The following is an 11,785-nucleotide window of genomic DNA, read 5'->3' on the forward strand; positions in this document are numbered from 1 at the left end:
TTTGATTCTCTTGATCTACCATCAGGGTACGACGGTAACGAACAGGACCAAAAACAAACTGAACGGTTTTCCAGTCTTCTCTTTTCACTTTCCACCCATCACTTTGTTTTTTTTCTTTGATCACTTGATTGATATGAGAAAAGATATCTCCTACTAATTCAGCGAATAAATCGTACATATAGAGCTGTATCAACTCCTCTGTCCTAATTAAATCGCTTGACTCCTTTATTATTTCATATAATTTTGTTATAATTTTATCCATAAGAAGGCTTCTTTCGTTTATGTATTTGCCGCTCAGCATACATTTATGATAGAACGCCTTCTTTCTTTTTGCTAGTAAAAAAATAAAAATCATCTCGAGAACTATTTTACACATACGTTTAAATTAGAAAGCAATTTAAATTATAATACAGCGACATATCTACGTTTACCACTTTATCCTAAATAACTTAACCATACAAATCCATCTGCTATTTTCTTACTATCATATACTAAAGATTGCCCTTTTGAATATGATTCTACTACTGCTGAGTTTAGGCTTTCAGCACTTCTAATATTCGTATTTTTAGCGAACGTATATTTTCCACTTTGCGGTAGCATCGTCGTTGGTTCTGTTGCAAAGTTTTCAAAAAAGTAAATTTTAAGGTAAAGTAGTGGAAAATGATAGCTTGGAGGAATGACGATGAGTCACTTTAAAGGTAAACAATTTTAAAAAGATGTGATCATTGTAGCCGTAGGCTATTATCTTCGTTACAACCTGAGTTATCGTGAAGTGCAGGAAATTTTGTATGATCGAGGCATTCATCTTTGTCACACCACAATTTACCGCTGAGTTCAAGAATATGGGAAAATTCTTTAATTAAATGTATGGAAACCATTCGAGGAATATTCAAAAAAAGCCGAAAAGATGGAACTCTCTTTAGTTTTTCAGTTTGCAACAGAACCCAACAAGCCATTTATTGATGTTGAGATTATATTATCTTATAATATTTATATAAGTATTACAAAATTGAGCCAAAAACAAATATAAAAATATTATAGCGAAATACATTGGGGGGATGATTATAATGCATTTAGATGAGGTTTCATTTGTAATACTATCCCAAGAATCAGCTGAAGTGAAACAAATTATGCATCAGCTGGTTAATTCAAGATTCCAAAAACAAAATCAACTAAATATTTCTATAATCCCCTTTTTGTCATCTGTTTGTGATGGATGGTTAAATCTATTTGAGTTAAAAAACCAATATATATCCCTTCCTAAGATAGAAAATATTTCATTAGATAAAATCATTAAAGCAACTCGTGTAAGTTACAAGTTGTATTCAGATAGACGTCATAATAAAATTAATAATAATCTACACGTAAGTGGATTAGAACGGCTAGATATATTAAAAACAGATTATAATATGTTACAAAAAAAATGGGTTGAAATATTTGGTCAAAAAGATTTAGGTGTATTCACTATCAATAACATTCCCTATGGAAATACAAGTCAGTTAAGTATCTATTTAGAAAAAATATTGAACCTGAAGTCTTCGTCGTCATTATATACTCTCCAAAAAAATTCTGCCCACCTATTAACCAGTTATTCTAAATATATTGGATTTTTTATTAGTTCGGTTGTCTCTTTACCATATTCAGAATTAGTTGATGAAAAGAAAAGACTATCGTTAGATTCGAGTAATTTGCGGCATAATGATTATTTTTTTTATGATGAAAAGCGTAAAAATTTGTTGGGTGGCAATTTACCAACTGATACTCAATTATTTCTATTTAATATACTTTGTCAAAATAATTTTGTAAATCTTGTCATACCAAATGTGTTTTTGTCTTCAGAATCTTTGTTTTATAGATCAAAATTACAAGTGTATCTTACTAGTATTAACTGTCTATCTCTAATATTAAAAAAATATTCAGACACTATTAGTAAAAAACAAATTCAAGATATTAAATATTTAATTACAGAAAAGGAAAAATATTTCACTTTTGAAAATAAGTTAAGAAATAATATCTTTCATTACGTAATACAAGATATTCCATTAACAGTATTTACCAACTCCAATTATTATTTTCAAGAGCTAGTAGAATATTCTGTTGGAATTGGTTTTGACCGCTTCATTTCAAATATAGATAACTCATTTATATCTATTAACCAAGTAATTAGTGGTCTGATACAATACAGTATTAACAATTAACCATAGCTACTATTAAATTTAGATAAATCATATTCTTCTAAATTATCTATTGGAGGTAAAATAAAATATGGAGATGTTACTATGAATTTCAATTTAAATATTACTGATATCTTGAATTTACCTATAAAAATAATGTCCGCACTAACTTTAGCCAGTGGTTCCCTTTTACTACTACCATCTAGATTTTTAAAACAACTACATTTGACAACTTTTATAAACAAGTATGGCTTTATAATTGGGTTAGTATTTATTATATCTTTATCCATCCTAATCATTACGCTGTTTATTCAAATATTTAATTTCATATCAGAAAAAAGAAGTATCAGAAATTTCTATAAAAATGCTGAGTCCCGGTTACGAAAATTAAGCCCATTCGAAATATGTATTGTGTTACGTCTATTTGAAAATGAAAACTACACAAGTTTTCTACCAATTAACGATGGGGCAGTGCAAAAATTAGAGAATCAGCTTGTTATTAGTAAAACAACTAATCAATATATGGTAACTAATCCTAATACCGCAAAATTTCCTTACTTATTACAACCATGGGTAGTTGAGGAATTAAAAGAAAAAGAGGATCTTCTAGAATTCTTCGAAAATAAAGGACATGAGTTCCTGCAGAAAAAAGAAAATCAGCAGTTAGTTTATGATTTACTTATACGTTCTCCCGAATTTTAATCGTGCTATATTTGCTTAATATATCCGCCCCAGAAACCAGAAAAAAATGTTCTGGGGCAAATTGTATAAATTAGAGTTTTTATTTTTATTTTTTTCTCACGATGTTTATTTAAAATTTTTAATTCCAATTTCTTTACTTTATTTGTCAAGGTACCTGTGTAGTATAACTTATACCAAAAATGCAGTTTCTGTACATAAATGATAGCAGTTCTGCCTCAGCAGTTACTTGATTAGTATTATAATACAAAGATAGAAGTCCATTGAATTTCACAAAAAAGGATTCAGGTATCGATAATATCCCCGCACCGTTACTAAACATGAGCTTGTTAGCACTCAATAAAGCAGTACGTTTATTTCCGTCCCAAAAGATTTGATTTTTCGAAATGAATAGAAACAGTCGCAAGGCTTTTTCCGTTTCTGATATATTTTGATACATTAAATCATCGTATTGATCCTTTACCTCAGCTTCAGTTAACATGGGTGGCACATATCTTCCTTGAATGGTCGATATTTCTACTCCACCGGTTCGTATTTCACAAGGGAATAGAGCATTTTCCGCCACAACTATTCGATTAATCCGCTTACTTGTCTCTAACAGGGGCTCCTGTACGTCGTTTAAAAGCATTTCAAAGCCTCTTTTTAAGTTAACGACGGTCAGGACATCATCTACAGCCACATTATTGGCCCGATTATACTTAATAATCTCTTCTGTTTGTAATAACGTTGTATTCAATCCTTCAAATTTCCCCGCATTATACACCAGTTCCACAATGTTTTTCTTCAATAAATACACAGACTCTTTGCGAGATAAGTGGTATTTATCGGGAAATTTAGGCCGTTTTTCTTCGTTCATTTTCTCACCTCTTGAATTTTTCCTTCTATTATATGGGGCATTATTCTGTCATAGATCCAAACTCTTTACTGCGGTATCTTTATCTTCCTGGGTAATCCCAATATATCGTAAGGTCTCCCGTTGCGAAGAATGGTTGAGCAGCGACTGAATGATTTCTGTTTTGGTCCCTTGCTTGTACAAAAAATAGCCGAAGGTCTTGCGCATCGAATGGGGACCAATTTCTTTCAATCCAACCGCCGTTCCAGCTTCATGAATGATCCGCCAAAGGCTTTGTCGGGTCAAAGGCGTATCTGCTCCTTTTCGACTTGGAAACAAATAATTACTAAAGTCCTGTACTTGCAGCTGGTCAGGAAATTCCGATTGAACATAATCAAGAATCACTTTTCGTAATTTGTTCGAAATGAAAACCGAATTGTGTTTCGCTGTTTTTTGTTCCTTCATGGCCAGACGTTCTTTGACAATCACCCGTCCACGGGAAATTTCTAACACATCACTTAATTTCAACTGTCTTAAATCGGAAATTCGATACGCTGTATTGATCCCGATCGAAAAAAGCACCAAATTTCGTTGCCCATATTTGCCGGAAGCCAAAATTGCTTTCATGGCATCGATCTTTTTTTTGTCGCGAATCGGTTCTACGCTCTTCATTTTTAGCCGCCTTTCAAATGTTACTTAATATGATTATAGCAGATAATAAGTCACATTTAAACAAGCTATAGAAAAAAGGCCCTAAAAGAAAAGTGATTTCCTCTTAGAGCCTCTAAGGATGGAGCGATTTTAACGAATGTGACAGAATCCGATTGTGTCTCTTTCGAAAAAGATATTTTCGCTTTGTCAGAATAAAAAAATAGTATATTTCTAAATATATTTTTATGGCTTTACGTTATAATTTTATCCCATAAATATAAAACAACTTCGAATTCTTTTAATCAAGAAATATAAAATCATTTTTTTAACAAATTCAAAAATAATCACTTTAATAATAATTCCCATTAGTTGAACAATGGTTCTAATGCTAAAACTAAATTGAACCAAAGTAATAAAATAAAGAATGTGACTTTTTATAGATTCGCTTTTTTGTCATTACGACATTTAATTTTATACATAATTGGTTTCAATGGAAAACTAATTTACTACTTAAGTATATTTTCCTTTTTTTCTATTCAATTATCCTGACAATAGTTATAGTAATTATTTCTAGAATAGTAAACAAAGAAATCGACACTAGATAATGAAAAATATAATACCAGCTCTAATACAATAGCAAGTATTTCCTCTGTTAAACCTGAAAGACTAATGGTATCCGAAATAAGAGATAGGTTATTCCATTAATTCGTCTGTTTTTTTAGTCTTTACAGTTTACTAGGTCACATAGTAACTCAACTTGTAGCAAGTATATCCAGTATGATTATGGCTATCCTTTGTACTAGCTACTCCAACAAAGAATGGCAAAAAATTGCTGCAATTTCTGCTATAAATAAGTTGTAGGTTCTGATCTTTCAATTGAAGCAAAAACCAGTTAAGCACTATGCCTAACTGGTTATGACTAAATTCCCAGTTGTATCTTTTTCTACCAACACTAAATATCGAATATTCTAATATCTTTCCTTGATTTAAAGTTGGATCATCGTACCACTCTTACCAACTAAAGTTTCCGCCGCTTTTTCCAATGAAGCGATCACTGCTTGACGCCCATCCTTGGAAGCAGCAAATGCGATCGCTGCTTCCACTTTTGGCAACATACTACCAGGTGCAAATTGATTTTGGTCAATGTACGTTTGCATTTCAGCGACAGTGGCTGTTGTCAATCCTCGTTGATCTGGTTGACCATAGTTGACAAAGACTTGGTCAACAGCGGTTAAGATAATAAAGATATCCGCATCGATCAGTGCCGCCATCTTGGCTGCAGCAAAGTCTTTGTCAATCACCGCGTCAACTCCTTTATAGCGAGTGCCTTCATAAACCACTGGTATGCCGCCTCCGCCACATGCAATCACCACTTGACCTGCATCTACTAATGTTTTTAGACTGATTTTTTCATAAATGTCCACTGGTTTAGGAGAAGGAACGACCCGACGCCAACCTCGGCCTGCATCTTCTATATAAGTGTCGCCGCTTTCAGTCATTAATTGCTGAGCCTTAGCTTCACTATAGTAGCCACCGATTGGTTTCGTTGGATTCGTAAAAGCTGGATCAGCTGGATCGACCACCACTTGCGTCAACATGGAAATGACCGGAATATGTGCCAATCCGCGAGAAACAAGCTCTTCATCAATCGCTTGTTGCAAATGGTAACCGATGTACCCTTGACTCATAGCTGTGCATTCAGGAAATGGCATGACGTCTTCTTGCGTTTTGCTGGTTTCCTCAAATGCTAAGCGAATTTTGCCAACTTGAGGACCATTCCCGTGAGCAATCACCACGTGATGGCCGTCACTGATTAGATCAGCAATCGATTTTGCTGCCACTTGGGCTTTGGTCAATTGTTCGTGCGCAGAGTCGCCTAAAGCATTTCCGCCTAAAGCGATGACAATTTTTGACATACGTCTCCTCCTATCTTTGCGGTTGTTGTTGCGTGATACAGTGAATATTCCCGCCACCGTATACGATCTCAACTGTATTTACGCCCACAACTTCTTTATCTGGGAAAATCTCTGCTATTTCTTCAAGTGCCCGCGCATCATTTTCGTCTCCGTATTGAGGAACGATCACACCGTTGTTTGTAATTAGAAAGTTCATATAAGAAGCAATACAAATGTCGCCATCTTCTCGCGGCATGGTTCCTTCTACGTAATCAATCTTGAAATCCCCATTGATCGTGACATTTTCTACTGGGCAGCAAAGCTTATGAACTTTTAATTTGCGGCCTTTGGCATCGGTCATTTCATTCAAACGCTTGTATGCAGCTTGAGCCGCTTCATAAAATGGGCTGTTTTTATCTTCAGTATAGATACAAGCCACTTCTCCAGGACGTACAAAACATGCCACGTCATCCACATGTCCATTGGTTTCTTCCGGATCGATCCCGTCAGCTAACCAAAGGACCTTCTCACAGTTCAAGTAGTCGCATAATTTTTGTTCGATTTCTGCTTTTGTCATATGGGGGTTCCGGCCATCACTCAACAAACACATCTCCGTCGTTAACACAGTGCCTTCCCCATCGACATGGAAGGATCCCCCTTCTAAAATAAACCCTTCCGTCCGATAAGAATCCACATGCTCGATCTCACAGATCTTTTGAGCAACTAAATCATCTTGATCCCAAGGAAAATACAAGCCATCGACTAATCCGCCCCAAGCATTAAATCCCCAGTCATTGCCTCGTAATTCGCCTTTGTCGTTGATGACAAAGCTAGGACCACAGTCACGAATCCATGCATCGTTATTAGACATTTCATAGACAGTGATGTCTGCAGGCAATTGACGACGGCAGTTTTGATATTGTTGTTGCGACACGACCACATTCATTGGCGTGAATTTGCTGATCGCTTTTGCGACTTCAGCAAATGCTTCTTGAGCTGGTTTGCCCCCATCACGCCAGTTATCCGGGCGCTCTGGCCAAATCATCCATACTTTCTCTTGTGGTTCAAACTCTCCGGGCATTCTAAACCCGTCTTGTTTCGGTGTGGTCTTTTCGATTCGTTTCGCCATGATACAGCACTCCTTCTTTTTTGATTTTTTTGATCCAGATAATGGCTTCACCAACGAGGGCAAATACAATTGCTCCAATCGTGATTGGTAATTGCTGACTCAGTGATTCAGCGTCAAATTGCAAAGGAAGCGCTGTGAAAATCAATGAGATCACGATCATGATCATCGGTAGTGCGACTAATACCTTCAAGAACAAATCGCTGCCGCTCACCTTGAAAGGTCGAGGTGTGTCTGGATCAATTTTACGTAATTTATAAAACGCAGGAAACACAGGGACATACGATAGTAGGAACATTACTAGGTTCAGTGAGAAAAATGCCCAGAATAAATCTTGATTTGGTAAAATTGGGGCGATGACGACGACGATAGAAGCAACGATACCATTCATAATTGCCGCACCAGTAGGCATGCCATTTTTTTTGCTGCGTTTGGCAAATACTTTCGGCATATCGCCATTTTCGGCCGCATAGCAAGCAGTATTATTGACCCCTAACGACCAAGAAATCATGTTGCCAAACAATGTCAGCAAGAACAAAAAGGCCATCGAAATAATGAACCAGCCGCCTGTTGATCCTGTCAATAATTTAAAACTATCCATCAATCCACTGCCGGTACTGATTTGATCCGTAGGAATCGCTACACCGATCCCGAAAGCAGAAAAAATGTAAATGGCGGCAATCACCAGTCCACCGGCAATGATCGATTGAGGAATTTGCTTCTTAGGGTTTTCCATGTCACTTGCAAATGTACAAATCACTTCGAATCCTAATAAGTTAAAAATGATTACCGAGATAAAAGACAAACTATTCAAATTGAAGCTTGGCAGCATCGAAGAAAGAGTGAACTCATTCGCAACACCTTTGGTAAGGGCCGTATAGAGACCTAAGCCACCAATCAAGATTGCTAACAGCATCTTGATCACTGCTGCCCCATTCAAAATCCACACACTGTCACTGACCGGATAAAAACTGATCCAAACGATGACCCATATAAAAATCAGTTCGATCACGATAGCAGCCACCGTGGAAAATTCACGATCTGTGATAGTCGTCAACAAGTCAGGACAGACTACGGCTAGAGAGGCTAACCATAATGGATAATTGATCCAGTAGTACCAAGAAACCCGAGAACCCCAGCGATGACCGAAAGCTTGTGTCACCCAATCATAAATACCGCCATCACCAATATACGTTGTTCCTAATTCTGATGAGATTAACCCATAGGGCAAAAGGAACGCAACCAATAGAAAGATCCACCAAAAAAACTGTGAATTTCCGATTGCTGCTACCGGTGCAGCCGCTTCTGCCACAAATACAACACAAATAACCGATAAGACAGCACTCATCAAACTAAATTTTTTCTTTTCTCCCATTGTTTTCTTCCTTTCCGGTACAAGGGAATAAGGGTTGACCAACGATTGAAGGATTCTTGCAACTAGCGGATTTCTCTCTCGTGAATCCCAGTTCAGCACATAAGCTGCGACATTATTAGAACGAGCTTCCGCTCAAAAGAATCGATTCGCAGTTCGTTGGCCCCTCCTCAAGAACCAAAACAGTCTTCACGCATCCCCTTGATACGCAGACTATTTCCTTTCCTCATCTCTTGCGTCTAGTTTCATCTAACAAAACTTCCAAGTCTTTTTCAGCCGCTGCTTTTTTGGTCTCGTCGATTGGATTTTTATCCGCATAATCCCGCATCAAGTACACTAAGAGACCGCGAATCGACGTTAACCGGTTTTCTGCTTCATCAAAACAGATCGAGTTTGGTTCATCCATGACCTCATCCGTGACTTCTTCTCCACGAGTGGCAGGTAAGCAGTGCATAAATTTCGCTTGTTCACCAGCGCGTTTCATCAAGTCAGCGTTCACTTGGTATTTAGGGTAAAAAATACGCATGCGTTCCTCTTCTGATAATTCTGCTTCATACAGTCCATACCAAACATCTGTATAAACAAAATCCGAACCTTCGATCACATCGATTTGATCTGATATCGTATAGGAACCGCCAGAATCTTTACAAATCGCGTCTAATCGTGCGCGATGGTCTTCGTTTAACTGGAATCCTTCTGGACCAAATTGAACGAATTCCATCCCCATTTTTGTTGCGATCAATCCTAAAGAGAAACAGACTTGTGTGGCATCACCAATAAAGGAAATCTTGCAGTCTTCGATTTTTTTGCCTGCTGGAAGATGTTCGATCATGGTGCAAAGATCGCCAAGTTCCTGCGTTGGATGGTTGAAGTCAGACATACCATTAATAACTGGGATCGTGGCATTCGTTGCTAAGTCATACACACTATGATGCCGTTCCACGCGAGCCATCAAAATGTCAACTAAACGAGAAAGAACACGGCTTGTGTCTTCTATCGTTTCATGACCACCCAATTGAATTTGTCCTGGTGCGAGATATTCTGCATGCCCTCCTAATTGTGTCATTGCTGTTTCAAAAGAAACCCGCGTTCTGGTAGATGATTGTTGGAAAATCATCCCTAATACTTTGTTCTTTAGTAAAGGGGGGTAATAACCATTTTTGATGGCCGCTTTGATTTTCAATGACAAATCAACGATTTGTTGGATCTCCTCCTTCGTGTAATTTTCCGTTGTAATAAAATCTCTTTTTCCCATAATGAAACCTCCTAAGTGATTTGTTTGCTTTTGCATCTTCACTTTAGGTAAAAAAGGCGGAGTTTACGATAAGCTATTAGTTGTAAACGTTATCACACTTATTCTATACTTGCTGAGGACAAGTTTATTTTTGGATATAAACCAGTTATTTTCCAAGGGTTTACAAAAGTTTAGAGGAAAGTTTAGCGGAATTAAAAGTAAAGAAAAGCAAATGGTGTTATAATTAGGATAAGAAAATTGGTGTAAGAAAAATTGAAAGGGGATTCAATATGATAGCTATTTTTATATACAATATTTTATTGATCATTCTATATTCAATCACGATGACTTTTGCTATTTATTCTTACTTAAAAGAAAAAAACAAATTATTTCTTTGGATTAGTTTGTATCTAGCATTCTTTATTTTTGACAATACAATTATTTATATGACGGAATTTCTCAATTCCTTTGCCCAAAGTTATGATCAGGCATTTATGAGTGCACCAGCAGTTAAAACTATTATATTTATGGGAAATGCCTTTTTCTCCATTTCTATTCTTGCCGAACTACGCAAAGAAAAACTCTCTCCCCTCCATTATACGCTATTGATCGTTTTGGCCATTTGGATGATTACGACCCCACTGATGGAAAACTCAGCATTTAAAGTTTGGCTCTATTATCTGGGTAATCAACTCTTCCTTTTTTATCTAGGAATTTATTGTTGGCAAGGGACCAAAAAGAAGCTCCCTCTACTGAACAAACACTATTTAAAACAGTTGATGATCATCAATCTCTTCTTTAGTATTTTGATCATAATTGAAGATAGCTTCGTGATTTTCAATGTCGACCAGTACAGCTCGTTAGCGACAAAGATTTATAATCGCAGTATTTCAGAGGATATCTTTTCGATTGTTGTTTGTATATTATTACTGCACTTCTTTATCAAAGAATGCCAACCACAGGAAGAAAAACCGCAAGAGCAAGACGCCTCTCTCTTGATTCAAAACTTTTGCCGTATTCATCAGTTTACCCAACGAGAAACGGAAATCTTTGCGTTGCTGTTGTCCCATCAAACCAATCAGGAAATCGCCGATCAGCTCTTTCTTTCATTGGGAACGGTCAAAACCCATGTTCATAACATTTTTATCAAACTTGAGATAAAAAAACGCACGCAAATTATGATTCTTTTTGAAAAATACAAAAAAGCTAATAAACCTCCTTCCTAAAAAAACTGGAAGCATCCCTTCCAGTTCACAGACTGTAGACAAAAAGGAGTTAGCAATTAAGCCACTCCTTTTTATGGCTCTATAATTTATGGGACTGATGAATCAGAATTGATTCTTCAGCCCCATTTTCATTTTAGGTATTAAAAAACATATCGTTCTCTAGTATGATTAAATCACCACAAAATAAACAACTGAGAGGACGATATGCTATATGAATGATTCTATCAAAAAAATGCTGAGAATAATAGAGAAAGATTTGATGAGATAGTGTCAATTAATTGTTGGAAAAAAGTTTTCGCACTTATGCCGACAATGTTTTCTATTTTTGATTCTTTTTTATTTTTTTAAAGCAAGCATTGATACATGCAGGGCAGACACTTCGCTTTCCGCGGGCGAACCGCGAGCCTCCTCGAACGGCACTGCGTTTCGTTCTGCGGGGTCTCACCTGGTCCGCTGTTCCCGCAGGAGTCTGCGTGTCCTGCACCTGCTGGGTTAGAGAGGCTGTTTAGTTAGTGAAATGAAAATCAGCGGCCTAAACCACGCAATGCAAAGAATAGTTGTGTTTTTCTACCGGCT

General features: G+C 36.8%; 11 protein-coding genes and 1 pseudogene. 4 read left to right on the plus strand and 8 right to left on the minus strand.

The window, feature by feature from the left end:
• Together BM057_RS11575 and BM057_RS12145 are read right to left on the minus strand one after the other, a co-directional pair.
• The coding region (locus tag BM057_RS11575) for a UPF0236 family transposase-like protein (protein WP_177186237.1) at positions 1–262 on the minus strand (262 nt) is incomplete at its 3' end.
• A gap of 173 nt (positions 263–435) precedes the next feature.
• Positions 436–600 carry an SH3 domain-containing protein gene (locus BM057_RS12145; protein WP_092093526.1) on the minus strand — a complete coding sequence of 55 codons (165 nt, stop codon included), beginning with the start codon at positions 598–600 and terminating at the stop codon, positions 436–438.
• A gap of 118 nt (positions 601–718) precedes the next feature.
• Here BM057_RS12145 and BM057_RS10210 point away from each other — a divergent pair.
• The 3 genes and pseudogenes from BM057_RS10210 to BM057_RS10220 all read left to right on the plus strand — a co-directional run.
• Positions 719–829 (plus strand): annotated as a pseudogene (locus tag BM057_RS10210) (IS6 family transposase); the annotation flags it as partial.
• Between the two features lie 238 nt (positions 830–1,067).
• The gene (locus tag BM057_RS10215) at positions 1,068–2,198 is read left to right on the plus strand and encodes a hypothetical protein (RefSeq protein WP_245741938.1); all 1,131 of its coding nucleotides are present in this window, start codon (positions 1,068–1,070) and stop codon (positions 2,196–2,198) included.
• Positions 2,199–2,279: 81 nt separating this feature from the next.
• Positions 2,280–2,876 (plus strand): super-infection exclusion protein B, encoded by a 597-nt coding sequence (locus BM057_RS10220; RefSeq protein WP_092093529.1) that lies wholly within the window; start codon positions 2,280–2,282, stop codon positions 2,874–2,876.
• A 145-nt stretch (positions 2,877–3,021) separates the two neighbouring features.
• On the opposite strand, the gene BM057_RS10225 is transcribed toward BM057_RS10220, so the two are convergent.
• The 6 genes from BM057_RS10225 to ptcA form a co-directional block, all read right to left on the minus strand.
• Positions 3,022–3,729, minus strand: a complete 708-nt coding sequence (locus BM057_RS10225) for a Fic family protein (RefSeq protein ID WP_092093532.1) — start codon at positions 3,727–3,729, stop codon at positions 3,022–3,024.
• Positions 3,730–3,777: 48 nt separating this feature from the next.
• Positions 3,778–4,377: a tyrosine-type recombinase/integrase gene (locus tag BM057_RS10230; protein ID WP_071862936.1), complete on the minus strand. Its 600-nt coding sequence runs from the start codon at positions 4,375–4,377 to the stop codon at positions 3,778–3,780.
• Between the two features lie 965 nt (positions 4,378–5,342).
• On the minus strand, positions 5,343–6,272 hold the full coding sequence (gene arcC / locus BM057_RS10235) for a carbamate kinase (protein ID WP_092093534.1): 930 nt from the start codon (positions 6,270–6,272) through the stop codon (positions 5,343–5,345).
• Between the two features lie 10 nt (positions 6,273–6,282).
• The gene (gene aguA / locus BM057_RS10240; RefSeq protein WP_081132132.1) at positions 6,283–7,380 is read right to left on the minus strand and encodes an agmatine deiminase; all 1,098 of its coding nucleotides are present in this window, start codon (positions 7,378–7,380) and stop codon (positions 6,283–6,285) included.
• Positions 7,334–8,752 carry an APC family permease gene (locus tag BM057_RS10245; protein WP_092093536.1) on the minus strand — a complete coding sequence of 473 codons (1,419 nt, stop codon included), beginning with the start codon at positions 8,750–8,752 and terminating at the stop codon, positions 7,334–7,336. Before BM057_RS10245 ends, aguA begins: the two co-directional genes overlap by 47 nt.
• A 223-nt stretch (positions 8,753–8,975) precedes the next feature.
• Positions 8,976–10,004, minus strand: a complete 1,029-nt coding sequence (gene ptcA, locus BM057_RS10250; RefSeq protein WP_092093538.1) for a putrescine carbamoyltransferase — start codon at positions 10,002–10,004, stop codon at positions 8,976–8,978.
• Between the two features lie 269 nt (positions 10,005–10,273).
• On the opposite strand from ptcA, the gene BM057_RS10255 reads away from it, so the two are divergent.
• Positions 10,274–11,209 carry a response regulator transcription factor gene (locus BM057_RS10255; RefSeq protein ID WP_092093541.1) on the plus strand — a complete coding sequence of 312 codons (936 nt, stop codon included), beginning with the start codon at positions 10,274–10,276 and terminating at the stop codon, positions 11,207–11,209.
• Positions 11,210–11,785 lie beyond the last annotated feature (576 nt).

Origin of the sequence: Pisciglobus halotolerans, assembly GCF_900113675.1 — a bacterium.
GTDB classification, from domain to species: Bacteria; Bacillota; Bacilli; order Lactobacillales; family Carnobacteriaceae; genus Pisciglobus; species Pisciglobus halotolerans.

What these genes read in the sequence shown, in the direction of transcription:
- BM057_RS12145 (WP_092093526.1), bottom strand. Translation starts at nt 600, where the DNA reads ATGCTACCGCAAAGTGGAAAATATACGTTCGCTAAAAATACGAATATT.
- BM057_RS10215 (WP_245741938.1), top strand. Translation starts at nt 1,068, where the DNA reads ATGCATTTAGATGAGGTTTCATTTGTAATACTATCCCAAGAATCAGCT.
- BM057_RS10220 (WP_092093529.1), top strand. Translation starts at nt 2,280, where the DNA reads ATGAATTTCAATTTAAATATTACTGATATCTTGAATTTACCTATAAAA.
- BM057_RS10225 (WP_092093532.1), bottom strand. Translation starts at nt 3,729, where the DNA reads ATGAACGAAGAAAAACGGCCTAAATTTCCCGATAAATACCACTTATCT.
- BM057_RS10230 (WP_071862936.1), bottom strand. Translation starts at nt 4,377, where the DNA reads ATGAAGAGCGTAGAACCGATTCGCGACAAAAAAAAGATCGATGCCATG.
- arcC (WP_092093534.1), bottom strand. Translation starts at nt 6,272, where the DNA reads ATGTCAAAAATTGTCATCGCTTTAGGCGGAAATGCTTTAGGCGACTCT.
- aguA (WP_081132132.1), bottom strand. Translation starts at nt 7,380, where the DNA reads ATGGCGAAACGAATCGAAAAGACCACACCGAAACAAGACGGGTTTAGA.
- BM057_RS10245 (WP_092093536.1), bottom strand. Translation starts at nt 8,752, where the DNA reads ATGGGAGAAAAGAAAAAATTTAGTTTGATGAGTGCTGTCTTATCGGTT.
- ptcA (WP_092093538.1), bottom strand. Translation starts at nt 10,004, where the DNA reads ATGGGAAAAAGAGATTTTATTACAACGGAAAATTACACGAAGGAGGAG.
- BM057_RS10255 (WP_092093541.1), top strand. Translation starts at nt 10,274, where the DNA reads ATGATAGCTATTTTTATATACAATATTTTATTGATCATTCTATATTCA.